Annotated in this window: 33 protein-coding genes and 1 pseudogene; 31 read left to right on the top strand and 3 right to left on the bottom strand. The window is 40.4% G+C overall.

All coding sequences use genetic code 11. From position 1 onward, the window contains the following. Positions 1-41 precede the first annotated feature (41 nt). From rplX to rpsI, 24 genes and pseudogenes are all read left to right on the top strand, one after another. On the top strand, positions 42-353 hold the full coding sequence (gene rplX / locus ACFRAK_RS22125; RefSeq protein WP_034305002.1) for a 50S ribosomal protein L24: 312 nt from the start codon (positions 42-44) through the stop codon (positions 351-353). A 29-nt stretch (positions 354-382) separates the two neighbouring features. Next, a complete protein-coding gene (gene rplE, locus ACFRAK_RS22120; protein WP_048677889.1) occupies positions 383-922 on the top strand; it encodes a 50S ribosomal protein L5 in 540 nt (179 codons plus the stop codon). 25 nt (positions 923-947) lie between these two features. Continuing rightward, positions 948-1133 (top strand): type Z 30S ribosomal protein S14, encoded by a 186-nt coding sequence (locus ACFRAK_RS22115; RefSeq protein ID WP_034304998.1) that lies wholly within the window; start codon positions 948-950, stop codon positions 1131-1133. Positions 1134-1163: 30 nt separating this feature from the next. Then, a complete protein-coding gene (gene rpsH / locus ACFRAK_RS22110; protein ID WP_034304995.1) occupies positions 1164-1562 on the top strand; it encodes a 30S ribosomal protein S8 in 399 nt (132 codons plus the stop codon). 30 nt (positions 1563-1592) lie between these two features. Then, on the top strand, positions 1593-2129 hold the full coding sequence (gene rplF / locus ACFRAK_RS22105; RefSeq protein WP_387604870.1) for a 50S ribosomal protein L6: 537 nt from the start codon (positions 1593-1595) through the stop codon (positions 2127-2129). A gap of 32 nt (positions 2130-2161) precedes the next feature. Further along, entirely contained in the window at positions 2162-2524 is a 363-nt protein-coding gene (rplR, locus tag ACFRAK_RS22100; RefSeq protein ID WP_053349055.1) for a 50S ribosomal protein L18, read from the top strand. Between the two features lie 22 nt (positions 2525-2546). After that, positions 2547-3047, top strand: coding sequence for a 30S ribosomal protein S5 (rpsE, locus tag ACFRAK_RS22095; protein ID WP_034304987.1), 501 nt, complete (start codon positions 2547-2549; stop codon positions 3045-3047). A 16-nt stretch (positions 3048-3063) separates the two neighbouring features. Next, the gene (gene rpmD, locus ACFRAK_RS22090; protein ID WP_076372857.1) at positions 3064-3246 is read left to right on the top strand and encodes a 50S ribosomal protein L30; all 183 of its coding nucleotides are present in this window, start codon (positions 3064-3066) and stop codon (positions 3244-3246) included. A gap of 32 nt (positions 3247-3278) precedes the next feature. Further along, positions 3279-3719, top strand: coding sequence for a 50S ribosomal protein L15 (gene rplO / locus ACFRAK_RS22085; RefSeq protein ID WP_034304982.1), 441 nt, complete (start codon positions 3279-3281; stop codon positions 3717-3719). Next, positions 3719-5014, top strand: coding sequence for a preprotein translocase subunit SecY (gene secY / locus ACFRAK_RS22080; RefSeq protein ID WP_192207446.1), 1296 nt, complete (start codon positions 3719-3721; stop codon positions 5012-5014). Before rplO ends, secY begins: the two co-directional genes overlap by 1 nt. 58 nt (positions 5015-5072) lie before the next feature. After that, on the top strand, positions 5073-5726 hold the full coding sequence (locus ACFRAK_RS22075) for an adenylate kinase (RefSeq protein ID WP_387604868.1): 654 nt from the start codon (positions 5073-5075) through the stop codon (positions 5724-5726). A 71-nt stretch (positions 5727-5797) separates the two neighbouring features. Next, a pseudogene (locus tag ACFRAK_RS22070) lies at positions 5798-6249 on the top strand (M24 family metallopeptidase); the annotation flags it as partial. 42 nt (positions 6250-6291) lie between these two features. Then, positions 6292-6510, top strand: a complete 219-nt coding sequence (gene infA / locus ACFRAK_RS22065) for a translation initiation factor IF-1 (protein WP_028390440.1) — start codon at positions 6292-6294, stop codon at positions 6508-6510. A gap of 40 nt (positions 6511-6550) precedes the next feature. Beyond that, positions 6551-6664 (top strand): 50S ribosomal protein L36, encoded by a 114-nt coding sequence (gene rpmJ / locus ACFRAK_RS22060; RefSeq protein WP_003156543.1) that lies wholly within the window; start codon positions 6551-6553, stop codon positions 6662-6664. Positions 6665-6686: 22 nt separating this feature from the next. Further along, positions 6687-7052 (top strand): 30S ribosomal protein S13, encoded by a 366-nt coding sequence (rpsM, locus tag ACFRAK_RS22055; protein ID WP_034304978.1) that lies wholly within the window; start codon positions 6687-6689, stop codon positions 7050-7052. 22 nt (positions 7053-7074) lie between these two features. Continuing rightward, positions 7075-7464: a 30S ribosomal protein S11 gene (gene rpsK, locus ACFRAK_RS22050; RefSeq protein WP_028390438.1), complete on the top strand. Its 390-nt coding sequence runs from the start codon at positions 7075-7077 to the stop codon at positions 7462-7464. Positions 7465-7641: 177 nt separating this feature from the next. Beyond that, positions 7642-8586, top strand: a complete 945-nt coding sequence (locus ACFRAK_RS22045; RefSeq protein ID WP_394572521.1) for a DNA-directed RNA polymerase subunit alpha — start codon at positions 7642-7644, stop codon at positions 8584-8586. 82 nt (positions 8587-8668) lie between these two features. Continuing rightward, positions 8669-9031 carry a 50S ribosomal protein L17 gene (rplQ, locus tag ACFRAK_RS22040; protein ID WP_034304973.1) on the top strand — a complete coding sequence of 121 codons (363 nt, stop codon included), beginning with the start codon at positions 8669-8671 and terminating at the stop codon, positions 9029-9031. Positions 9032-9392: 361 nt separating this feature from the next. Continuing rightward, positions 9393-10232 carry an energy-coupling factor ABC transporter ATP-binding protein gene (locus ACFRAK_RS22035; RefSeq protein WP_192208116.1) on the top strand — a complete coding sequence of 280 codons (840 nt, stop codon included), beginning with the start codon at positions 9393-9395 and terminating at the stop codon, positions 10230-10232. After that, on the top strand, positions 10208-11074 hold the full coding sequence (locus tag ACFRAK_RS22030; protein ID WP_377422728.1) for an energy-coupling factor ABC transporter ATP-binding protein: 867 nt from the start codon (positions 10208-10210) through the stop codon (positions 11072-11074). The genes ACFRAK_RS22035 and ACFRAK_RS22030 overlap by 25 nt, the downstream gene beginning before the upstream one ends. After that, positions 11074-11871: an energy-coupling factor transporter transmembrane component T family protein gene (locus ACFRAK_RS22025; protein WP_192207449.1), complete on the top strand. Its 798-nt coding sequence runs from the start codon at positions 11074-11076 to the stop codon at positions 11869-11871. The genes ACFRAK_RS22030 and ACFRAK_RS22025 overlap by 1 nt, the downstream gene beginning before the upstream one ends. 14 nt (positions 11872-11885) lie before the next feature. Beyond that, the gene (truA, locus tag ACFRAK_RS22020) at positions 11886-12626 is read left to right on the top strand and encodes a tRNA pseudouridine(38-40) synthase TruA (RefSeq protein WP_311202596.1); all 741 of its coding nucleotides are present in this window, start codon (positions 11886-11888) and stop codon (positions 12624-12626) included. A gap of 264 nt (positions 12627-12890) precedes the next feature. Continuing rightward, entirely contained in the window at positions 12891-13328 is a 438-nt protein-coding gene (gene rplM, locus ACFRAK_RS22015) for a 50S ribosomal protein L13 (protein WP_034304960.1), read from the top strand. A 20-nt stretch (positions 13329-13348) separates the two neighbouring features. Next, positions 13349-13741: a 30S ribosomal protein S9 gene (gene rpsI, locus ACFRAK_RS22010; protein WP_034304957.1), complete on the top strand. Its 393-nt coding sequence runs from the start codon at positions 13349-13351 to the stop codon at positions 13739-13741. Between the two features lie 166 nt (positions 13742-13907). On the opposite strand, the gene ACFRAK_RS22005 is transcribed toward rpsI, so the two are convergent. After that, positions 13908-15353, bottom strand: coding sequence for a DHA2 family efflux MFS transporter permease subunit (locus tag ACFRAK_RS22005; RefSeq protein WP_394572518.1), 1446 nt, complete (start codon positions 15351-15353; stop codon positions 13908-13910). A gap of 170 nt (positions 15354-15523) precedes the next feature. Between ACFRAK_RS22005 and ACFRAK_RS22000 the strand changes: the two genes are divergently transcribed. The 5 genes from ACFRAK_RS22000 (at position 15524) to ACFRAK_RS21980 (ending at position 19678) form a co-directional block, all read left to right on the top strand. After that, positions 15524-16063: a TetR/AcrR family transcriptional regulator gene (locus ACFRAK_RS22000; RefSeq protein ID WP_394572517.1), complete on the top strand. Its 540-nt coding sequence runs from the start codon at positions 15524-15526 to the stop codon at positions 16061-16063. 184 nt (positions 16064-16247) lie between these two features. Further along, entirely contained in the window at positions 16248-16778 is a 531-nt protein-coding gene (locus tag ACFRAK_RS21995) for an ECF transporter S component (protein WP_394572516.1), read from the top strand. Between the two features lie 496 nt (positions 16779-17274). Further along, positions 17275-17700 carry a DUF2521 family protein gene (locus ACFRAK_RS21990; RefSeq protein ID WP_394572515.1) on the top strand — a complete coding sequence of 142 codons (426 nt, stop codon included), beginning with the start codon at positions 17275-17277 and terminating at the stop codon, positions 17698-17700. Positions 17701-17783: 83 nt separating this feature from the next. Next, positions 17784-18500, top strand: coding sequence for an N-acetylmuramoyl-L-alanine amidase CwlD (cwlD, locus tag ACFRAK_RS21985; protein ID WP_387707010.1), 717 nt, complete (start codon positions 17784-17786; stop codon positions 18498-18500). A 119-nt stretch (positions 18501-18619) separates the two neighbouring features. Then, positions 18620-19678, top strand: coding sequence for an Mrp/NBP35 family ATP-binding protein (locus ACFRAK_RS21980; RefSeq protein WP_141994048.1), 1059 nt, complete (start codon positions 18620-18622; stop codon positions 19676-19678). A 35-nt stretch (positions 19679-19713) separates the two neighbouring features. Here the strand turns inward: ACFRAK_RS21980 and gerD are convergent, their stop codons facing one another. Beyond that, the gene (gene gerD, locus ACFRAK_RS21975) at positions 19714-20274 is read right to left on the bottom strand and encodes a spore germination lipoprotein GerD (protein ID WP_394572514.1); all 561 of its coding nucleotides are present in this window, start codon (positions 20272-20274) and stop codon (positions 19714-19716) included. A 137-nt stretch (positions 20275-20411) separates the two neighbouring features. On the opposite strand from gerD, the gene ACFRAK_RS21970 reads away from it, so the two are divergent. Further along, positions 20412-21092, top strand: a complete 681-nt coding sequence (locus tag ACFRAK_RS21970) for a KinB-signaling pathway activation protein (RefSeq protein WP_394572513.1) — start codon at positions 20412-20414, stop codon at positions 21090-21092. A 92-nt stretch (positions 21093-21184) separates the two neighbouring features. Here ACFRAK_RS21970 and pdaB read toward each other — a convergent pair whose 3' ends face one another. Beyond that, a complete protein-coding gene (gene pdaB / locus ACFRAK_RS21965) occupies positions 21185-21937 on the bottom strand; it encodes a polysaccharide deacetylase family sporulation protein PdaB (protein ID WP_394572512.1) in 753 nt (250 codons plus the stop codon). A 132-nt stretch (positions 21938-22069) separates the two neighbouring features. On the opposite strand from pdaB, the gene ACFRAK_RS21960 reads away from it, so the two are divergent. After that, entirely contained in the window at positions 22070-22306 is a 237-nt protein-coding gene (locus ACFRAK_RS21960) for a hypothetical protein (protein WP_260288211.1), read from the top strand. Positions 22307-22627 lie beyond the last annotated feature (321 nt).

Below are 22627 nucleotides of genomic sequence, written 5' to 3'. Positions count from 1 at the left end.
TGTAAAATTTGTATAAAGCCTTTCAAGGAGGTGCCAAGCTAATGCATGTTAAAAAAGGTGACAAAGTCGTAGTCATCTCTGGTAAGGACAAAGGCAAACAAGGAACAATTCTTTCTGCATATCCGAAACAAAATCGTGTGCTTGTTGAAGGAATTAACATCGTGAAAAAGCATTCCAAGCCATCTCAACTTAATCCACAAGGTGGAATTATCAGTAAAGAAGCTGCTATTCACGTATCCAATGTAATGCCACTTGATCCTAAATCAGGTAAACCGACTCGTGTTGGATATAAGATCGAAAATGGTAAAAAAGTACGCGTAGCTAAAATTTCAGGTGAATCTTTAGATAAATAAGTCATAAATGAAGGGAGGTACACTAAGCAATGAGCCGCCTTAAAGAAAAATTCAAAAGTGAAATTACACCGTCATTGATGGGTAAATTCAACTATCAATCAGTAATGCAAGTACCAAACATTGAGAAAATCGTTATTAACATGGGTGTGGGTGACGCAGTATCTAACTCGAAAGCTTTGGATACAGCTGTTGAAGAACTTACATTGATCACAGGTCAAAAACCAGTTATAACAAAAGCAAAAAAATCAATCGCAGGCTTCCGTTTGCGTGAAGGTATGCCTATCGGAGCGAAAGTTACATTACGTGGAGAGCGTATGTATCAATTCCTTGATAAGCTAGTATCTGTATCTTTACCGCGTGTACGTGATTTCCGCGGCGTTTCAAAGAAATCCTTTGACGGACGTGGGAACTATACATTAGGCGTTAAAGAACAACTTATCTTCCCTGAGATTGATTACGATAAAGTGAGCAAAGTTCGTGGTATGGACATCGTTATCGTAACGACTGCCAACACTGACGAAGAAGCTCGTGAACTACTTACTCAAGTTGGAATGCCGTTCCAAAAGTAATCTCTAAATAAAGGGAGGCGAAATCGTGGCTAAAAAGTCTATGATCGTAAAGCAAAAACGCGAACAGAAATTTAAAGTACAAGAATATACACGTTGCGAACGTTGCGGACGTCCACATTCTGTATTACGTAAATTTAAACTTTGTCGTATTTGTTTCCGCGAACTTGCATATAAAGGACAAATTCCTGGCGTTAAAAAAGCTAGCTGGTAAAACCCGAGTTTGGGAAGGAGGTAAAATATAATGGTCATGACAGATCCTATTGCAGATATGCTTACTCGCATCCGTAATGCGAATATGGTTCGTCACGAAAAACTGGAAGTTCCTGCTTCAAAGATCAAAAAGGAAATCGCTGAGATCTTAAAAAGTGAAGGCTTCGTACGTGACTTTGAATTAATCGAAGACAACAAACAAGGTATCATCCGTATCTTCTTAAAATACGGTGCAAACAACGAACGTGTTATCACTGGTCTAAAACGTATCAGCAAACCTGGTTTGCGTGTATATGCAAAAACTGGAGAGGTACCACGCGTTCTTAACGGTTTAGGTATCGCAATTGTTTCTACTTCTCACGGAGTTTTAACAGACAAGGAAGCTCGCTCTAAACAAGTTGGCGGAGAAGTTTTAGCATACGTTTGGTAATACATTTTCACAAGAATGGAGGTGCACATTATGTCTCGTATAGGTAAAAAACCTATTGAAATCCCTGCAGGCGTAACAGTTACTATTACTGGTAGTGAAGTAACTGTTAAAGGACCTAAAGGTGAATTAACTAGATCATTCAATCCTGACCTTTCAATCGTTGTTGAAGAGAACGTGTTAACTGTTACACGTCCGTCTGACGAGAAGGCTCACCGTTCTTTACACGGTACTACTCGCGCACTTATCTCTAACATGGTTGAAGGTGTATCAACAGGTTTTGTAAAATCACTTGAACTTATTGGGGTTGGGTACCGTGCACAAAAGCAAGGTAACAAGCTTATCCTTAACGTAGGATATTCCCACCCTGTAGAAATAGAGCCAGAAGCTGGCGTTGAAGTCGAAGTTCCTTCTAATACAAAAGTAATCATCAAAGGTGCAAGCAAAGAACGTGTAGGAGCTCTAGCAGCTAATATCCGTGATGTTCGCCCGCCTGAGCCGTATAAAGGTAAAGGTATCCGTTACGAAGGCGAATTCGTTCGTCGTAAAGAAGGTAAAACTGGTAAGTAATGCCGCATAAGTAAACGAAAGGAGTGACGTAAATGATTACGAAGCTTGATAAAAATGCTACTCGTCAGAAAAGACATGCGCGTGTACGTGCTAAGCTTTCTGGAACAGAAGCTCGTCCTCGTTTAAATGTGTTTCGTTCAAACAAACACATTTACGCACAATTAATTGACGATGCAAAAGGCGTAACATTAGCAAGTGCTTCAACTCTTGATAAAGAGATCGGTATCGAAGCTAGTAGCAATGCTGAAGCAGCTCAAAAAGTTGGCGAACTTATTGCGAAACGTGCTGTTGAAAAAGGTTTCAAAGCTGTGGTATTTGACCGCGGTGGTTACCTCTTCCATGGTCGTGTAAAAGCATTGGCTGACGCTGCTCGTGAAAACGGCTTAGAATTTTAATGGATAAGGAGGGACATAACAGATGCGTAGCATTGATCCTAATAAATTAGAACTTGAAGAACGCGTAGTTACAGTAAATCGTGTAGCTAAAGTTGTTAAAGGCGGACGTCGTTTCCGTTTCACTGCACTAGTTGTTGTTGGTGATAAAAATGGTCATGTTGGATTTGGTACTGGTAAAGCTCAAGAAGTTCCGGATGCTATCCGTAAAGCTATTGAGGATGCTAAGAAAAATCTAATTACTGTACCAATGGTTGGTACTACAATTCCTCACCTTGTGAACGGTCGCTATGGCGCAGGTCACATTCTATTGAAACCAGCTTCTGAAGGTACAGGAGTAATTGCTGGTGGTCCTGTTCGTGCGGTACTTGAATTAGGCGGAGTTAGCGATATCTTGTCTAAATCACTAGGTACTAATACACCTATTAATATGGTTCGCGCAACAATTGAAGGATTGAAGCAATTGAAACGTGCTGAAGACGTAGCTAAGTTACGTGGAAAATCAGTACAAGAACTGTTAGGATAAGGAGGGAAATCGAATTATGGCTAATAAATTAGAAATTACCCTCACTCGCAGCTTAATTGGTCGTCCTGAAGATCAACGTGTTACAGTTAACACTTTGGGTTTACGCAAAATGCATCAAACGGTTATCCAAGAAGATAACCCTGCGATTCGCGGTATGATTACCAAAGTTGCTCATCTTGTTACTGTAAAAGAACAATAAAATAATTTTTAACTTAACAAGGAGGTGCCAACATGAAACTTCATGAGTTAAAAGCTGCAGAAGGTTCTCGTAAAGAACGTAAACGTAAAGGTCGCGGTATTGGATCTGGTAACGGTAAAACAGCAGGTAAAGGACATAAAGGACAAAACGCTCGCTCCGGCGGCGGTGTGCGTCTTGGATTTGAAGGGGGACAAACTCCTCTATTCAGACGTTTACCTAAACGTGGATTTACCAACATCAACCGTAAAGACTATGCTATCGTGAATCTTGATACGTTAAATCTTTTCGAAGACGGTACTGAAGTAACACCAGCTCTTTTACTTGAGACTGGGGTTGTAAGTAAAGAAAAAGCAGGAATCAAAATTCTTGCCAAAGGAAGCATTGAGAAAAAGCTTACTGTTAAAGCTCACAAATTCTCGTCTACTGCTAAAGAAGCTATCGAAGCTGCTGGCGGTAATACAGAGGTGATCTAATGTTTCGCACGATCTCCAATTTTATGCGCGTGGGTGAAATAAGGAATAAGATTATTTTTACCCTTCTAATGTTAATCGTCTATCGCATCGGTACATTTATACCTGTACCGCATGTGAATGCCGATTTTCTCGCTGAACAGGACCAGCTGAGCGTCATAGGCCTTTTAAATACCTTTGGCGGCGGGGCACTGCAAAACTTTTCTATATTAGCGATGGGTATCATGCCGTACATCACGGCATCCATCATCGTTCAGCTGTTACAGATGGATGTTGTTCCTAAGTTCACTGAATGGTCTAAACAAGGAGAAGCAGGGCGCCGTAAATTAGCACAATTCACTCGTTACTTCACTATTATCCTAGGATTCATCCAAGCAGTTGGTATGTCTTATGGGTTCAATAATATGTCAGGTGGCCAGTTGATTGAAAATCCTGGAATTGCAACATACTTGCTTATTGCGACTGTCTTAACGGCAGGAACAGCTTTTCTTTTGTGGTTAGGGGAGCTGATCACTGCTAAGGGTGTGGGTAATGGGATTTCCATCATTATCTTTGCTGGTATCGTAGCTAGTTTGCCTAATACGGCAAATCAGATTTACGCCCAACAATTTGAAAATGCCGGTGATCAATTATTCTTGCGAATCATAACGATTATCCTCATTGTTTTAGCAGTATTAGCAATCGTGGTTGCTGTTATTTTCATTCAGCAGGCATTACGTAAAATTCCTATTCAGTATGCGAAACGTGCTGCGGTAGGTCGTACACAAATGGGTGGCCAGTCTACTCATTTACCATTGAAAGTAAATGCTGCGGGGGTTATTCCGGTAATCTTTGCAATGGCATTTATCATTACTCCCACTACAATCGCTTCTTTCTTTGGAAAGAACAGCGTGACTAGTTGGATATCAGCAAATCTTGATTATACCAAGCCAATTGGTATGATCATCTATGTTGCTCTTATCATTGCTTTTGCGTATTTTTATGCATTCATTCAGGTTAACCCTGAACAAATGGCTGAGAATTTGAAAAAGCAAGGTGGCTATGTGCCGGGGATTCGTCCAGGTAAGAGTACACAAGAATATTTAACACGTGTTTTATACCGTTTGACGTTTGTAGGCTCCATATTCTTGGCCATCATTGCCGTTTTACCGGTATTTTTCATTAAGCTCGCTGATCTGCCTCAATCTGCACAGATTGGCGGTACCAGTTTGCTGATCGTAGTGGGGGTTGCCCTTGATACGATGAAGCAGCTGGAATCACAACTTGTGAAGAGACACTATAAAGGCTTTATAAAGTAATGAGTTTTGGGAACGCCTTGTTCCCTTTACCCATTATAGAGTTTGAGGGGGAAGAAAATTGAATCTAGTTTTAATGGGTCTGCCGGGTGCTGGTAAGGGCACTCAAGCTGAACAAATCGTAGAAAAATATAATATCCCTCATATCTCTACTGGAGATATGTTCCGAACAGCTATCAAAGATGGAACAGAATTAGGTCTAAAGGCGAAATCATTCATGGACAAAGGCGAATTGGTACCTGATGAAGTTACCATTGGCATCGTACGTGAACGTTTAAGCAAGGAAGACTGCCTAAAAGGATTTTTGCTTGATGGGTTTCCACGTACTGTGGCACAGGCAGAGGCACTTGAAAGCATTCTAACTGATTTAGATCGCAAAATAAATTTTGTCATTAATATCGATGTTGATAAAAACATTTTAATGGAAAGATTGACAGGACGTCGTATTTGCAAATCTTGTGGTGCGACATACCATCTTGTATTCAATCCTCCTGCAAAAGATGATGTATGCGACCGCTGTGGCGGAGAATTATATCAACGTGCCGACGATAATGCAGAAACGGTTCAAAATCGCTTAGATGTGAATTTGAAACAAACCAAACCACTTCTTGATTTCTACGGAGAAAAAGGATACTTGGTCAACATTAACGGACAGCAAGATATTAATAAGGTATTTGAAAATATTGATGTGTTGCTTGGTGCTTTACAAAATTAATCGTTCGTATTGATTTATGAAATTCATACCATTTTTATAACTTACTAGTTAAACTTGGTGCATTCCTATAATACAAAGGGTATAATGGATTTCGCGAGAGCATTCGCACATTTATTAATCAGGTTCTTGTACTTGGTATTCCCTGAATTGGGCGATTACTTTTTAAGTGATCTTCATGGACATATCCGGTCGGCAAAATTGATGAAGAAATGCAGTGACTCTATTGGGATTCCTAAAGAGTCGTGATATAGAGGGTTGAAAGAAGCTATGTCAGGCGTGCGCCTTTCAAACATCTCCCATGCTATTCAAACCTATGTCGAGACTAATTGCTTCTCTATTTCGAGAGTATGTCGGTCACGGAATCGGTCAAGACTTACATGAGGACCCATAAAATCCTCATTTCGGTCCAACTGATAAAGGTCCTCAGTTAAAGCCTGGTTCTACAAAATGGTGAATACTTGATGCAGAATTTTAAGACTTATGAGGATAATTGGACTGTAGTAATGTTGACGGAAAGATGTGCACCTTTAATAGGTTCACGCATAGAGAAGGGAGAATCACTTTAATGGCGAAAGATGATGTAATTGAAGTAGAAGGCACAGTACAAGAGACTTTGCCAAATGCAATGTTTAAGGTAGAATTAGAAAATGGTCATACTGTTTTAGCTCATGTATCCGGTAAAATTCGTATGCACTTTATTCGCATTTTGCCTGGAGATAAAGTTACGGTTGAGCTTTCCCCGTATGATCTAACTCGCGGCAGAATCACATACCGGTTCAAATAATCCGGTTACGCTCCGATCTGTATAAGGAGGTTAGATAGCAATGAAAGTCAGACCATCAGTCAAACCAATCTGCGAAAAGTGTAAAGTTATCCGCAGAAAAGGTAAAGTTATGGTTATTTGCGAAAACCCTAAACATAAACAAAAACAAGGCTAAATAGAAGGAGGTGCACTCAAGCATGGCACGTATTGCTGGAGTAGATATTCCCCGTGACAAACGTATTGTTATCTCATTAACATATATATATGGTATTGGAAAACAAACAGCGATCAAGATTCTTGCAGAAGCAGGCGTTTCTGAAGAAACTCGCGTTCGTGACTTAACGGAAGACGAATTGAACAAAATTCGTGATATCATTGACAAGCTTAAAGTAGAAGGCGACCTTCGTCGTGAAATCTCCCTAAACATCAAACGTTTAATGGAAATCGGTTCTTACCGTGGTTTACGTCACCGTCGTGGTCTTCCTGTTCGCGGTCAAAATACAAAAAACAATGCTCGTACGCGTAAAGGACCTCGTCGTACTGTAGCTAACAAGAAAAAATAATTAGTAAAGGAGGTTACTTTTCATGGCACGTAAAACTAATACACGTAAACGTCGTGTGAAAAAGAATATAGAAACTGGTATTGCTCATATTCGTTCAACATTCAATAACACTATCGTTACGATCACTGACTCTCATGGTAATGCTATTTCTTGGTCAAGTGCTGGAGCTTTAGGATTCCGTGGATCTCGTAAATCCACTCCATTCGCTGCACAAATGGCTGCTGAAACAGCTGCTAAAACATCAATTGAACATGGTATGAAAACTCTTGAAGTTACAGTTAAAGGACCTGGTGCTGGACGTGAGGCTGCTATTCGTGCACTTCAAGCTGCTGGCCTAGAAGTAACTGCAATTAAAGATGTAACTCCAGTTCCACATAACGGATGCCGTCCACCAAAACGTCGCCGTGTTTAATTTTTCTGTATAGATTTTGTATTCCTGTCAATAATGGGATATAATACTGAGTTTGCGTTCTTACAGAGGATTAATTTTCAGTTGTTGCGCACAGCGGGAACGTATACATGGGGAATTTCGGTTTAAGTGACTTCGTTTACTTGCCGGGGTTTTGACGTTTTGAAGGAGGGTTTATTGATGATCGAAATAGAAAAACCAAAAATCGAAACGGTTGAAAACAACGACGATACCAAATACGGTAAATTCGTCGTAGAGCCACTAGAGCGTGGGTATGGTACTACATTGGGTAACTCCTTCCGTCGTATCCTTTTATCCTCACTCCCAGGTGCTGCTGTCACAGCTATACAAATTGATGGAGTGCTACATGAGTTCTCAACAATTGAAGGCGTCGTGGAAGATGTAACATCTATCATTCTTAATGTGAAAAAACTAGCTCTTAAGATTTACTCTGATGAAGAGAAGACGCTGGAAATTGACGTTCAAGGTGACGGAGTCATCACGGCTGCTGATATCACTCATGATAGTGATGTAGAAATTCTTAATCCGGATTTATATATTGCTACAATTGGTAAAAACGGTCATATGCGTATGCGTTTATCTGCACGTCGCGGCCGCGGCTACACTCCTGCTGTTCAAAACAAGAGAGAAGACCAGCCAATTGGTGTAATTCCAATCGATGCTCTTTACACTCCAGTTTCACGCGTATCTTTCCAAGTTGAAAATACACGTGTTGGACAGTTGTCTAACTTTGACAAGTTAACGTTCGATGTTTGGACTGATGGCAGTACTGGTCCGCAAGAAGCGGTAGCACTTGGAGCTAAGATTTTAACAGAGCATTTAAATATCTTTGTTGGTTTAACCGATGAAGCTCAAAATGCTGAAATCATGGTTGAAAAAGAAGAAGATCAAAAAGAAAAAGTTCTAGAGATGACGATCGAAGAATTAGACCTTTCTGTTCGTTCTTACAACTGCTTGAAACGTGCTGGAATCAATACCGTTCAAGAGCTAGCTCATAAAACGGAAGAAGATATGATGAAAGTACGTAATCTAGGACGTAAATCACTTGAAGAAGTGAAAGCGAAACTAGAAGAATTAGGCTTAGGTCTTCGTAAAGACGACTGATAACATGGCGGATCAATCCATTATGTTGTGAGCCTTGTTATAGACACACAATATAGAACTTCAACAAAGGAGGGAATCTCTAATGGGTTACAGAAAGTTAGGACGCACTAGCGCACAACGTAAAGCATTACTTCGTGATTTAGCTACGGATCTTATTATCCATGAGCGCATTGAAACTACTGAAGCACGTGCAAAAGAATTACGTTCTGTAGTAGATAAAATGATCACTCTTGGTAAACGTGGTGACTTGCATGCACGCCGTCAAGCTGCATCTTTCATCCGTAACGAAATCGCTGACGCTGAGAATGGCACAGATGCCCTTCAAAAACTATTCAGTGACGTGGCTCCACGTTATGAAGAACGTCAAGGTGGATACACTCGTATCATGAAAGTTGGTCCACGCCGCGGTGACGGTGCACCAGTCGTGGTTATTGAATTAGTTTAATAACAACGATGAAAAAGGGCGGGACAAATGAATATACTCACTTGTTCTATGCCCTTTTTCTTTTTTTAAATAGAAATTCTGTCATCTAGAAATTCGCATTGAGTGTTACGATGGCTGGCGGAACCTGTATTATGCAGGGAGCCTTCACGTCTAGCTCAAGCATCCCTTCCCGCTTTTGATAAGCGATTATAAGATAACCTGTTTTTCGTAACAGGCCCGCTGTTAGCTGCTCTTAATTTACCGAAAATTCTTTCGGTGGAAGGGGTGCAGCGTTTTTTTATATTTTCAGAAAGAAAACTACTGTATATTGATTGAGCAGAGTTTAGTTTAGACGAGTGCAGTCGAGGATGAGGAGGGCCACATAATGAAGAAGCTGGTTTCTTTAAATAATATTGTTTTTAAATATGAGGGTCAGTCTCGAAACGCCTTGGATGATGTTTCTTTTGATATTCATCAGGGGGAGTGGCTTGCGATTGTCGGACATAATGGCTCTGGCAAGTCGACATTAGCAAAGTTACTGAATGGTCTTCAGTTCGCTAACTCAGGTACCATTACGATTAATGATCAACTTTTGACAGAAGAATCCGTTTGGGATGTTCGCCAGAAAATTGGCATGGTCTTTCAAAACCCAGATAATCAATTTGTAGGCACTACAGTTCAGGATGATGTGGCTTTTGGTTTAGAAAACGCCGGTGTTTCTCAGCAGGTTATGGTGGAGCGTGTTCATGGTGCGTTAAATAAGGTTAAAATGAATGCCTTTCTTAATCAAGAGCCGCACCATCTATCCGGCGGTCAAAAGCAAAGAGTGGCCATAGCAGGTGTAATAGCCCTGCAGCCAGACATAATCATCTTAGATGAAGCAACCTCCATGCTTGACCCAAGAGGCCGTGAAGAAGTGCTTGAAACAGTTAGGGAATTGAAACAGGAAAACGAGATCACTGTCATATCAATCACCCATGACCTTGAGGAAGCTGCCAAAGCTGATCGAATGATAGTCATGAACCAAGGTCGGTTATATCGTGAAGGACCGCCTCAGGACATTTTTGAGTTAGAGGAAGAATTGATTGCCCTTGGTCTGGATATTCCCTTTTCAGTGAAACTAACCAAGGAGTTACAAAAAAATGGTGTTCGTGTAGTTGATGGGCATTTGACAGAGGAAGAGTTGGTGAAGGATTTATGCGAATTACACTCGATGATGTAGAATACCGCTATCAGGTGAATACTCCTTTTGAACATCTAGCCCTTCATGATGTCAATATTTCAATGGAGCCGGGAACCTATACCGCAATCATCGGGCATACAGGGTCCGGGAAGTCCACGCTACTGCAGCATTTGAATGCTCTTTTAAAACCGACGAAGGGTCGAGTTTTCATTGGGGATCGGACGATTGAAGCCGGAAGAAAAGAAAAGGCTTTGCGGCCAATAAGACAAAAGGTTGGAATAGTTTTTCAGTTTCCGGAACATCAGTTATTTGATGAAACGGTTGAAAAGGATATATGTTTCGGACCAATGAATTTTGGCGTTTCAGAAATCGATGCTAAGAAACTGGCCAGGAAGGCAATCGCGCAAGTCGGATTGAATGAGGAAATTCTTGGAAAATCTCCATTCGACTTATCCGGCGGACAAATGCGACGGGTGGCCATTGCTGGGGTACTTGCCATGGAACCCGAAGTATTGGTGCTTGATGAGCCCACAGCGGGACTGGATCCGCGAGGACGCAAAGAGATCATGGATATGTTTTATGATTTGCATAAAGCAAGGGGAATTTCAACGATTCTTGTAACACATAGCATGGAGGATGCAGCCAAGTACGCGGATGACATCATTATCATGCACAAGGGTACGGTGTTCAAAAAAGGAACCCCCCAGGAAATTTTTTCGGAGCCGGAACAATTAATGGAGCTTGGCCTGGATGTTCCTGATACGGTCCGTTTTCAGCTGAAGCTCCAGAAGGAACTTGGTGTCCGATTTGATCATCCGTGTCTTAATATCGGTGATTTAGCGATAGAAATAGATAAAGCCATGAAACGGGGGAACCGCTGATGCTGGATAAAATGATTATCGGGCGTTATGTCCCTGCAAATTCACTGATGCACAAGATGGACCCAAGGGCTAAATTGCTCCTCGTGTTCCTGTTTGTTTGTGTCGTCTTTTTGGCGAATAATGTCGTTTCTTACGGGTTGCTTGCTGTATTCACCATCCTTTTGATCAGTCTTTCCAAAATACCGCTTCGTTATCTTTATAATGGGTTAAAACCAATCTTTTTCTTGATCGTATTCACATTCCTTCTCCATATATTTTTTACGAAAGAAGGGGAATTGCTTTTTGAATACGGTTGGTTTGAAATCTATGAAGGCGGTCTGATTCAAGGTTTTTTCATATCCGTTAGATTTACTTTACTAATCCTTGTTACGTCACTTTTAACTTTGACGACATCGCCGATATCCATTACAGATGGAATGGAAGAGCTGTTGGGACCCTTGAAAAAGTGGAAGATGCCTGTACATGAACTGGCATTGATGATGTCCATTGCCCTTCGATTCATTCCAACGCTAATGGAGGAAACGGAAAAAATCATGAAGGCCCAAACTGCAAGGGGAGTTGATTTTTCATCTGGCCCGATAAAGGACAGGGTTAAATCGATTGTACCGCTGCTTGTTCCTCTATTTGTAAGTTCATTCAAACGGGCGGAGGAATTGGCAACTGCCATGGAGTCAAGAGGATACCGTGGCGGGGAAGGCCGCACGAAATATCGCCAATTGGACTGGAAGACGAGTGATAGTCTTTTGATGGTCTCAATAGGCGTTCTAACGGTCATGTTATTTTTATTACGTTCATAATAAGGAAGAGAACTATGCCAAAATATAAATGTGTGATCGCTTATGACGGCACGGATTTTGCTGGTTATCAGGTGCAGCCAGAGAAACGCACCATACAAAGTGAATTCGAGGCAGTATTGGCCCAAATGCATAAAGGCACAATTATAAAAGTGACTGCTTCAGGCAGGACAGACTCAGGGGTCCATGCAAAGGGGCAAGTACTTCACTTTGAATCGCCGCTTACATTCCCTACTGAAAATTGGGTAAAGGCCTTCAGTGCCCTTCTTCCGACCGATATCATCGTTCTGGAAGTCGATATCGTGCCTGACGATTTTCATGCGAGGTTCCATACGACGGGGAAAGAGTACCGTTATATCATCGCCCGTTCGAAACTACGGGACCCGTTCCAAAGAAATTACGCCTATCATTATCCCTACCCATTAGATGGGGAGGCGATGAGGGAAGCAATCTCCTATTTGATAGGGACACATGACTTTACAAGTTTTTGTTCGGCAAAAACGGAAGTGGTCGATAAAGTTCGAACCATAAAAGAAATGGATTTTGAAGAGAGCGATGGATTCATGGTTTTCCGCTTCGTTGGCGAAGGATTTTTGTATAATATGGTCCGTATCTTGGTTGGGACGCTCCTGGATGTCGGCAGCGGCAAAATGTCACCCCGTGACATGAGTGGAATTTTGGACAAAAAGGACCGCAGTTTTGCAGGGAAAACTGCGCCTGCCCAAGGATTATATTTATGGAAAGTATTTTACAAATAATTTTTTTTGAAGTGATACCAGTTTTTTTACAACCGGGAACGGAATGAAATCAGTAATGGAGCGGTTTGGCGCTATACTGATCTTTTCATGGAGTTGCAGAGAGTGTTTTATAGACAACTTATCCTAGTGTAACATTCCCTTGACAATGAAACTGGGAGAAGTTAATATAATATGGTATGTATTTTAATCCCACGATAAGCCCCGGAAGTTTATTGTGATTGAAAATAAATATAAAAAATTAAAAAGTTTTTTAGGAGGTTAACCATGCGTACGACATTTATGGCGAAAGCTAATGAAGTAGAACGTAAATGGTATGTGATTGACGCTGAAGGCAAAACTTTAGGTCGCCTTTCTACTGAAGTAGCATCCATCTTACGTGGTAAACATAAACCAACTTTTACACCGAACATTGACACTGGTGATCATGTAATTCTTATCAATGTTGAAAAAATCCACTTGACTGGTAAAAAATTGACAGACAAAATTTATTACCGTCACACTATGCATCCAGGCGGTCTTAAAACTAGAACTGCTCTTGAAATGCGTACAAACTACCCTGAGAGAATGCTTGAACTTGCTATCAAAGGTATGCTTCCAAAGAATTCTCTTGGTCGTCAAATCTACAAAAAATTACACGTATACGCTGGAGCTGAGCACCCACACGCTGCTCAACAACCAGAAGTATACGAATTACGCGGATAATTACTAAGGAGGTTACTATCTTGGCACAAGTTCAATATTATGGTACTGGTCGCCGTAAGAGCTCAGTAGCTCGTGTACGTTTAGTACCAGGCGAAGGTCGCATCGTTATTAACGGTCGTGACATCAATGAATATATTCCTTTCGCAGCATTACGTGAAGTTGTTAACCAACCACTAGTTGCAACAGAAACTACTGGAAATTACGACGTTTTAGTAAACGTTAGCGGTGGTGGATACACTGGTCAAGCTGGAGCAATCCGTCACGGTATCGCTCGTGCATTGCTACAAGTTGATCCAGAATACCGTCCATCTCTTAAAACTGCTGGTTTACTAACTCGTGACCCACGTATGAAAGAACGTAAAAAATACGGTCTTAAAGGCGCACGTCGTGCACCTCAGTTCTCAAAACGTTAATTCTATTACCGTTTCAAAGACTCTCAACCATTTCGGTTGGGAGTCTTTTTTGTCCGATTATGATTACACGCTCCATGGATTTATATTTTAAAAATAATAAAGCATACCCGGGATATCCCGGATATGCTTTATTAAACTGATCCTATTGTTATCGATTATAGTTAGATTATTCACTTTCACTTTTTTTAATTGCGGCTTTTTTCGGCATAAAGCATGCAAAAATTAACGCCACAAAAGATAGGATTAACATAAAAACATAGGCATCACTTGAGCCGAAGATAGAAGCTAATGCCTCTAGTTGTATTGCTGTAATGTTTTCATTTTGCATGGATAGCTCAGAGGCATGTGAAGCTGCTTGCATTGTATACACTGTGATGACAACTGCTGTTCCAATAGCACCTGACAATTGGCGAATGGTATTATTAACAGCTGAACCATGTGAACCCAATTCTCTTGGTAAAGCATTCAGCCCTGCTGTATTTAAAGGCATGGTAATGAAGCTTAATCCAATTCGTAATATAATGGTACGGACCATTATATAGATATAGGTTGTGGATTCGTTTATATCTATGACTCCCCACATCGAAACAATGATTAATATTAAACCTGAAATAAAGAGTGGTTTAGCACCGTGTTTATCATACATTTTACCAGTGACAGGGGACAAGAAGGCATTAATCACAGCTCCAGGCAATAACAGTAAACCTGCTTCAAATGCTGTAAAACCTCGGCCATTTTGCAAGTAAATTGGTAAAAGAATTAAATCCGCATACATAATCATCGTAATTAGTACATTGATGAAAGAAGTGAGCGTGAAAACCTTGTACTTAAATACAGATAAATTCAATAATGGATCGCTGGATTTCATTTGACGTAAACAGAATAGAGCCGTCACGATTATTCCGGCGATTATTGCAGTGATGATAACGGGATTATCCCATCCCTTGCTTCCTGCGCTGCTAAATCCAAATAATATGCTGCCAAAACCAATCGTTGATAAAATGACGCTAGTGATATCTAATTTTGCTTTTGTTGTCTCTGCAACATTCATTAAATATTTGAACGCTAGAACAATGACGATTATTATAAATGGGGTTAACCCAATAAATAACCATCTCCATGAAACATATTCAATGATAAAACCAGATAATGTAGGAGCTATGGCTGGAGCAAATATTATCGCAAATCCGATTGTCCCCATAATGCTTCCACGCTTTTCACTAGGATATAAATATAAAATGACTGTCATCATTAGAGGCATTATAATCCCGGCACCAATTGCTTGAATCATTCTTCCCGTTAACAGCATGCCAAAATTCTCCGCACATGCAGAAAGTGCAGATCCGATTAACAAAAAGAACATCGAGCTAATAAATAGCTGCCTTGTTGTAAAGCGTTTCATTAAAAAAGCCGTAATCGGTACTAAAACACCGTTCACCAGCATAAATCCAGTCGATAACCATTGTACAGTCGCAGCTGTAACATGAAATACGTCCATTAAACCACTCAATGCAACATTTAATAAAGTCTGATTTAATGTCGATAAGAAACAGCCGGCAATCAGTACAATTAATAAAATTTTTTTATTTCTTTCTGAAATATCATTTTTCATTCGTAAACTCCTTTATTTTTGACTTGCATTCTCAACATTGTGTCGATAAAATCGATGGTAACAAAAATATATGTTGCTTACCATGAACAGTTTTCTTGAAAATGTTCACTAATCGACATAGGAATATATGCTGTTGAGGAAGTCAAAGAAAATCTATAAAGGAGTTAAAAATGTCTATTAAAAAAGATCCTCGTACAATTCGGTCAAGAGAAATGTTTAAGAACGCTGTCATTGGTCTCTTATCCGAGGACCCTGCCATTTCAAATTTAACGGTTCAGAAAATCGCAGCCAAAGCAGGATTAAACCGAACAACATTTTACCTACATTATCAGGATATTCAAGATTTACTAACGCAAATCACCGATGAGATTTTAAAGGAGCTTTCTGATAAAATTTTTGCTTTAATACATGCGAAAGATTTATCAGAAAAACAACAGCTTACTCAATTACTTGATTATTTATATATCCATCGAAATTATTTACTTATTTTATTTAAGACGAATCAATTTGAGGAACAATTGTTTTCATTATTGAAGCAATTAGTAGAAATAAGAAGGAAGAACACCAAAAAGGATTTGCCTGCTGATTATGTTGACATTGATATTAAAACGGCCTCATTGGTAGGCATCATAATATGGTGGTTAAGAAAGGGGCTTCATTTTAGTTCGGATTATATGGCCAACCAAATTTATTCAATGTACAGAGTGTAATGATCCCAAAACGTTTGAATGTTCCTGGTATATCATGCCATGCATCCAGTCTTCTAGACTCCATGTAAATGAAACGTCGCGGTGAGGGGGCTTCAGATGTAATACAGAATTTTTTGTAAAATCCATATTTATTAAGTTCCTGTTTAGGAGTATGATAATAGTTAAAAAAAGAAGAGGACTTCATATGAATTCAACATACTCACCGATTGAAACAACTAAAACAAAAACCTTGGTCATCAATGCGCTATTCATTGCATTAACTCTTGTAGCGACAATGTTCATTAACATCAAGCTCCCAATAATGGGTAACGGCGGCCTGATCCATCTAGGTAACGTTCCCCTTTTTATAGCTGCTTTCGTTTATGGCAAAAAAACAGGAGCGATAGCAGGCGCCTTCGGTATGGCCTTCTTCGATCTTTTCTCTGGTTGGGCAGCATGGGCACCGTTTACATTCGTCATTGTAGGTGCAATGGGCTTTCTAGCCGGCCTTATATCCGAAAAGGTACCGGGCAAAAGAGAATGGGTATACACCATGGCCGTTGCCGTTGCATTGATTATTAAAATCGTCGGCTACTATTTTGTCGAAGTTATCCTTTATGGTAACTGGATACAGCCATTTGGCTCCATCCCCGGAAACTTGATGCAGGTCGTAATAGCCGGAATAATTGTAGTGCCGCTTGCTGGTCGATTAAAGAAAAGAGCCGGACTGATATAAAGTGGAACAAAAATAGGAAGCCATTTCTAACTTTGAGTTGCACCACCTTTGGATGTTGTACTGCGCTCTGATCCTCAGGAAGTTAAAAAAGACATCATACTAAGTGAACGGGTATTAAAAGAATTCGCTATTATAAAATGTTATATCATTTAGGAAAAGGACATCCGTTAACCATGGATGTCCTTTTTATCTTAACAGACAAATAGACATGCGCAGGGAGCGACCCAAGTCGGCAAGGTCAGCCTCGGGCAGCTGCCTGAGTGGCGTGTTAGTGGAGAAAACCAGAAGTTTTCTAACATTAAGTATCTTGTGCAGTCTGCACTTTAACAGGCTTCTTATATTTTGCATATCGATAAACTTTTTCAAGTACCCGCCGAACCTATCCTCATCATTTTTTGCCAATGGAATAAATGAATGGTTCAAAATAGAACGCTAAAACTAAATTATGTCTTGGGAAATAATTTTGGTAAATGGGGAATTGCCCCGGAGGTGAATTATGGCTGTGATATTAGGTTTACAGGAGATGCAAAGGGTAAGGCAATTGAAGTTCGAACGCAGGCTGCTAAGGGAACTTTCCATCGAAGACATGAAGGGAAGGATTAAGCGTTACTTCGGCCAGGATTTGATGGATGTTTTGGAGGAAGGCTATTTTGATGTTGCCATCGAGGCGTATTTATTAGGAGCAAACTATAGTAAGTTTGGCTATTATGGTGAGTCGGAAGAAGATGTAAGGTCCAGGTGCTGGAAGGAAGAGAAGTTTTTGGTCGATACTCTTTTTAACTTTATTTTGTATTGGCGGGAAGTTACAGCGAATAAAGCTTTCGATGAAGGTTTGTTTTATTGTTGTGAAGGGTTTGTTGGGGATTGGTGGCTGGACGGCTTTAAGACTGGAGAAAAACGATATAAAATGAAACTGCATTAGAAAGGCCAAAACCCCATTCCTTGTTCTAATTTCATGGTTTGTCCCATACTTTTTAGTAGAGAGATCATGGAGGGGGAACGGTCATGCGCAGAAAGCTGAAATATACAGGGATAGCTATGGGATTATTTGTCCTTTTTTTAATTGTGACTTTTAAATTTGTTGAAGATGATTCTTGGGACTCCTGGAACCTTCCGTTGGCAGGGAAGGTCATCATTCTGGATGCAGGTCACGGTGGGATGGACGGCGGGGCAAATGTACAAGAGGTTATGGAAAAGGAAATTGCCCTTTCCGTTTCACTAAAGGTCAGGGACTATTTACAGGAACAGGGTGCCCTTGTCATCATGACACGTGAGAAGGACGAGGATTTGGCACAGGGAAATACAAAGGGGGTCCGCCAGCGAAAACAGGAGGACTTACGGAATCGGGTTGAAATGATCAATGATTCGGAAGCGGACTTATTCTTAAGCATTCATTTGAACTCTTTTCCATCAGCGTCATCGAAAGGTGCCCAGACTTTTTATACAAACAGGTTTGAGGAAAATGAACAGGTGGCAAAATTCATTCAGACTGAAATCATAAGAAACCTGGAAAATACAAAGCGTGATGCAAAAACGATTAACCATGTGTATTTGCTGAATTATGCCAAGAAACCGGGGGCGCTTGTGGAAATTGGATTTCTTTCCAATTCCGAAGAAAGGGAACGCCTTATCAGTGATAAGTATCAAGAAAAGGTTGCCGGTTCGATTTATATGGGTATTTTACGGTACTTTACAGAGGAAAAAATATCGGATGAAGAGTGATGTCTGGGTCTTGTAAGGTACAAGGCCTTTTTACTATGGGCGGGGGCAGATAATGAGCTTTCTTACAGTAATATGTTATACTGAAAAATGGGAAAATAAAATTCAAAGGGGTGCTCGACTTGTTAACAGAAGAGAAAGTACTGAATTTATTAAAGGATCTTAAAGACCCTTTTCTACATAAAAACCTTGAAGAGACAAATGGAATTATAGAAATCAAAATAAAACCTGAAAAGAATCATGTAAGCGTTAAACTTGCGATTGCAAAAACAGGGACTGCCGAACAAATGCAAATGCAATCGGAAGTTGTGGACTTGCTGAAAACGAACGGAGCGGAATCGGTAGGTATCCGTTTCACGGAGCTTTCAGAAGAGGAGTTAGCCAAGCATCGTGAGAGTATTCCTCAGGATGAAGCGGACCAAGGTTTGCTTGGACCTAACAGCAAAACACAATTCATCGCGATCGCCAGTGGTAAAGGCGGAGTGGGAAAATCCACGATTTCAGTGAATTTCGCTACTTCACTTGCTCGTTTGGGTAAAAAGGTCGGACTGGTTGATGCCGATATTTATGGATTCAGTGTACCTGATATGATGGGGATAACAAAAAGACCGGTTGTGCGCGGGGAAAAAATCATTCCTGTAGAACGGTTTGGCGTTCAAGTTATCTCAATGGGCTTTTTTGTAGAGGATAACGCTCCGATCATCTGGAGAGGACCGATGCTCGGTAAAATGCTTAACAGTTTCTTTAATGAAGTGGAATGGGGAGATTTGGACTATCTGGTCCTTGACTTACCGCCGGGCACAGGAGATGTTGCTTTGGACGTTCATACGATGCTCCCTTCATGTAAGGAAATCATCGTTACGACACCGCATCCGACTGCAGCCTTCGTTGCGGCAAGAGCTGGTGCCATGGCCATCAAGACAGAACACGAAGTCATCGGTGTCATAGAGAATATGTCATTCTTCGAAAGTAAAACGACCGGTGAAAAAGAGTACGTATTCGGAAAAGGCGGCGGCAAGAAGCTTGCAGAAGAGCTTCGTACGGAAGTTTTAGGCCAACTTCCCCTGCAGCAGCCAGATTGGAACGAAGAGGACTTTGCTCCATCCATTTACGCAGCGGACCATAGACTCGGTAGGATTTATGAAGATATTGCCAAAAAGGTTATTGAAAAACTACAATGAAAAGAAGGCTGATTCCGATTGGAATCAGCCTCTTTTTACTTTTTCTCCTTCTCTACTGCTTTAGTAGCAGCTTTATCCAATTTCTCTTGCATTTTCGCTTGAAGGAGGGGACTCTCCATAGTTTCGATGATCAGATCTTTATAGATCGACCGCATCTCCTTGGTTTTTAATAACTTATTCATTTCTTTTTCCATATCCGGTTCTTTCATTATTTCCATGAGCATTCCACGATACTGAGGATCAGCAGTTAAGTCCTTCAATACCTTTTTATGTTCGCCCTCCAATGCTTTAGCATAAGCGGAAGCAAATTCCGGGTCATTAAATGTTTTTTTCCAAAATTCCTTCCCTTTATCTGAAGTGACCATATCTTCAATGGATTTCTTAATGTCTTCCGAATCCATAATAAGTTCAGCTTTCGTTTTATCATCAGTAATGATATCCTGGATGGCTTTTTTTCCATCATCTGTCTTCAAGATATCAACGATCATTTTCTTTGTCTCTTCATAATCCATTTTTTCTGCGCCTGCTCCATTTTGCGCACAACCGGAACAAACGAGCAAGAATGACGTGAAAAGCAAAGCAACTCCCACTCTCATACGCAGGGCCCCTTTCATCCTTCTTACTGTTAATATGGTTCCAATCGGTGATATTATTCCTTGGTGGAATAAGTGGATTTTTCCAAATTTGGTTGGTACAATTAAGGAAATGAAATAGAAATGTATGGAGGAAAACAATGAACAGCCGTAACTTAGTTAAATTGTTTTTAACAACATTGCTTATCGGTGGTGTAACGGGCGGAGTTGTAGGGTTCTTGGCTCGGTGGAGTGAGTTTAAGCCTTATTTTTCTTCTTTTGAAGTCAGTGCCATCCTATCAACTTTTATTTGGTTATTCGGTGTTGGATTAATTTTCAGTGTCATAAGCCAAGCTGGCTTTTTTGCCTATTTAACGATACATCGTTTTGGTCTGGGGATATTTAAAAGCGCTTCCTTATGGAATGCCGTTCAACTTGTACTCATTCTTTTTGTTGTATTCGATCTTGTTTACCTGCGATATCTCAGCTTTGGTTCAGGCGAGGGGATCAGTTCCTACATCGTGTTAGCATTGGTTGTATTGGCCGCAGGGCTTATTACAGCATATTTCAAAATGAAACAAACGAATAAACAGTCGTTCATACCCGCCTTATTTTTCATGGTCGTGGTCACGGTTTTGGAGTGGATACCTGTCCTAAGTGCCAATGATGAAAGCTGGCTTTACTTCATGCTGTTTCCGTTGTTAGCCTGCAATGCTTATCAATTATTGGTTCTGAGCAAATTGATTCAACGTTCACAAAGGGAATTGGCCAATAAGAGAGGGAGTAAGCAAACTCCGGCAAAGGGAAAGATGAAAGCCGGTGAACTAGGGAAAGGCAGCTAACCTATTTGTAAGTGGGTCCATACATAAGGAAATCAAAACATAAAAACTGCGTACTAAAGGTTTTGGAGACCATTAGTACGCAGTTTTTTCAGTCAGCGGATTTCCTCACTGCTTGCCGATGAATTGGAAATCATCTCTGAAACGTTAACGAAGTTTAAATTTTTTGATCGAAGTTCACTTAGTAACTCCGGTAAAGCCCTATTCGTTTGTTTTGCGGAGTCTGAAGCATGTAATAAGATGATATCACCCTTTTGGGCCTTGGTGATGTTCTGAACGATCCGATCCACACCTGGATTGGTCCAATCCTTTGAATCGATGCTCCAGTGGACAACGGTATATCCGAAATTCTCGCTGATCTTTAAGAGGCGTTTATCAAAGTGGCCGGTGGGAGCACGTAAAAGTTCTATGTTCTTTACATTAAGTTTTTTAAATGCCTCCTGGGCTTTAGAAATATCCCGGATGATTTCTTGATCTTCCATTTCGGAATAATCTTTATAATCGTAACCAAGCATGCCGATTTCATATCCTTCTTTCACAATTTCAGCTACAATGTCCGGATGACGTTCAGCCCAAGATCCCGCGAGGAATAAAGTGGCGGATTTAATTTTTTCTCTTTTTAATGTCTCTATTATTGGGGCGGCTTTCTCATCACCCCAGCCAATATTGAACGTGATCGCAACATTCTTTTCCCCTTTATAAACCGCTTTCGGCCCATCTTCTGTAGAAAAAACGGGGGCATGAAGAATGTTTTGTACAAAAAGAAACCAAGCGGTAAAAAGTGCCGTAAGCAAAATTAACGAATAATATTTAATGTTCTTGGCCTGAAGCACCATGAAAAATTTCATTAATCCATCCCCTTGTCCAAAGTACTCTTGTCTTCAAATTTATGCGCGAGGATTATTGTTATGCAAAAAAATCCGTTGAAAATTCATAAAATTCATGGGAATGGGGAAAGCTGTCTGATGGAGGTGTGAACCATGCTCGGTTTATTGATTAATGACAAAGAAAAGATGGAATTGGAGTACCTTTTAAAAAGAGAGATGGATGAAATACTATTCGATTTGCAAGATGACAGAATCGATCACTTAGTCAAAAGGGCAATAAACGAGAAATATAATATCCTTTTCAGGCTGTTTAAAAGGGTGAGCACCGAGGAAGAATGCCTGATGTATATGAGGGGGAAAACGAATTTATCCAAGCGGAACCAGTCATGATATTTAAATCGAATTATATTCAAAAAATCTATTGACTATTGGTTTGTACGCTGGTATATTATAAAAGTTGCTGCTACGTAATAGCTTTTGAAAAAGAATGAAAAAAACTTTTTTTAAAAAGTTATTGACGAAGTGATGATAAGGTGTTAAGATATTAAAGTCGCTAAGAGATACGACAAACAAATTGCTCTTTGAAAACTGAACAAAACAAAGCGCCAACGTTAAATTTTAAGTGAGCACACACTATCAAAAAAGCGAATGAGCAAGTCAAACATTTCTTCGGAGAGTTTGATCCTGGCTCAGGACGAACGCTGGCGGCGT

The sequence above is a fragment of the Peribacillus sp. NPDC056705 genome, assembly GCF_043656335.1.
The sequence above is the reverse complement of the archived record's forward strand: the minus strand, read 5'-3'. Positions and strand labels throughout refer to the sequence as shown.

What these genes read in the sequence shown, in the direction of transcription:
- ACFRAK_RS22005 (WP_394572518.1), bottom strand. Translation starts at nt 15,353, where the DNA reads ATGAAAAATGATATTTCAGAAAGAAATAAAAAAATTTTATTAATTGTA.
- rpsH (WP_034304995.1), top strand. Translation starts at nt 1,164, where the DNA reads ATGGTCATGACAGATCCTATTGCAGATATGCTTACTCGCATCCGTAAT.
- rpsE (WP_034304987.1), top strand. Translation starts at nt 2,547, where the DNA reads ATGCGTAGCATTGATCCTAATAAATTAGAACTTGAAGAACGCGTAGTT.
- rplF (WP_387604870.1), top strand. Translation starts at nt 1,593, where the DNA reads ATGTCTCGTATAGGTAAAAAACCTATTGAAATCCCTGCAGGCGTAACA.
- ACFRAK_RS21990 (WP_394572515.1), top strand. Translation starts at nt 17,275, where the DNA reads ATGGCTGTGATATTAGGTTTACAGGAGATGCAAAGGGTAAGGCAATTG.
- pdaB (WP_394572512.1), bottom strand. Translation starts at nt 21,937, where the DNA reads ATGAAATTTTTCATGGTGCTTCAGGCCAAGAACATTAAATATTATTCG.
- ACFRAK_RS21995 (WP_394572516.1), top strand. Translation starts at nt 16,248, where the DNA reads ATGAATTCAACATACTCACCGATTGAAACAACTAAAACAAAAACCTTG.
- rpmJ (WP_003156543.1), top strand. Translation starts at nt 6,551, where the DNA reads ATGAAAGTCAGACCATCAGTCAAACCAATCTGCGAAAAGTGTAAAGTT.
- cwlD (WP_387707010.1), top strand. Translation starts at nt 17,784, where the DNA reads ATGCGCAGAAAGCTGAAATATACAGGGATAGCTATGGGATTATTTGTC.
- rplQ (WP_034304973.1), top strand. Translation starts at nt 8,669, where the DNA reads ATGGGTTACAGAAAGTTAGGACGCACTAGCGCACAACGTAAAGCATTA.
- secY (WP_192207446.1), top strand. Translation starts at nt 3,719, where the DNA reads ATGTTTCGCACGATCTCCAATTTTATGCGCGTGGGTGAAATAAGGAAT.
- rplM (WP_034304960.1), top strand. Translation starts at nt 12,891, where the DNA reads ATGCGTACGACATTTATGGCGAAAGCTAATGAAGTAGAACGTAAATGG.
- rplO (WP_034304982.1), top strand. Translation starts at nt 3,279, where the DNA reads ATGAAACTTCATGAGTTAAAAGCTGCAGAAGGTTCTCGTAAAGAACGT.
- rplX (WP_034305002.1), top strand. Translation starts at nt 42, where the DNA reads ATGCATGTTAAAAAAGGTGACAAAGTCGTAGTCATCTCTGGTAAGGAC.
- ACFRAK_RS21970 (WP_394572513.1), top strand. Translation starts at nt 20,412, where the DNA reads ATGAACAGCCGTAACTTAGTTAAATTGTTTTTAACAACATTGCTTATC.
- truA (WP_311202596.1), top strand. Translation starts at nt 11,886, where the DNA reads ATGCCAAAATATAAATGTGTGATCGCTTATGACGGCACGGATTTTGCT.
- ACFRAK_RS22030 (WP_377422728.1), top strand. Translation starts at nt 10,208, where the DNA reads ATGCGAATTACACTCGATGATGTAGAATACCGCTATCAGGTGAATACT.
- rplR (WP_053349055.1), top strand. Translation starts at nt 2,162, where the DNA reads ATGATTACGAAGCTTGATAAAAATGCTACTCGTCAGAAAAGACATGCG.
- ACFRAK_RS22025 (WP_192207449.1), top strand. Translation starts at nt 11,074, where the DNA reads ATGCTGGATAAAATGATTATCGGGCGTTATGTCCCTGCAAATTCACTG.
- ACFRAK_RS22000 (WP_394572517.1), top strand. Translation starts at nt 15,524, where the DNA reads ATGTCTATTAAAAAAGATCCTCGTACAATTCGGTCAAGAGAAATGTTT.
- gerD (WP_394572514.1), bottom strand. Translation starts at nt 20,274, where the DNA reads ATGAGAGTGGGAGTTGCTTTGCTTTTCACGTCATTCTTGCTCGTTTGT.
- infA (WP_028390440.1), top strand. Translation starts at nt 6,292, where the DNA reads ATGGCGAAAGATGATGTAATTGAAGTAGAAGGCACAGTACAAGAGACT.
- rpmD (WP_076372857.1), top strand. Translation starts at nt 3,064, where the DNA reads ATGGCTAATAAATTAGAAATTACCCTCACTCGCAGCTTAATTGGTCGT.
- rpsK (WP_028390438.1), top strand. Translation starts at nt 7,075, where the DNA reads ATGGCACGTAAAACTAATACACGTAAACGTCGTGTGAAAAAGAATATA.
- rpsM (WP_034304978.1), top strand. Translation starts at nt 6,687, where the DNA reads ATGGCACGTATTGCTGGAGTAGATATTCCCCGTGACAAACGTATTGTT.
- ACFRAK_RS21960 (WP_260288211.1), top strand. Translation starts at nt 22,070, where the DNA reads ATGCTCGGTTTATTGATTAATGACAAAGAAAAGATGGAATTGGAGTAC.
- rplE (WP_048677889.1), top strand. Translation starts at nt 383, where the DNA reads ATGAGCCGCCTTAAAGAAAAATTCAAAAGTGAAATTACACCGTCATTG.
- ACFRAK_RS22045 (WP_394572521.1), top strand. Translation starts at nt 7,642, where the DNA reads ATGATCGAAATAGAAAAACCAAAAATCGAAACGGTTGAAAACAACGAC.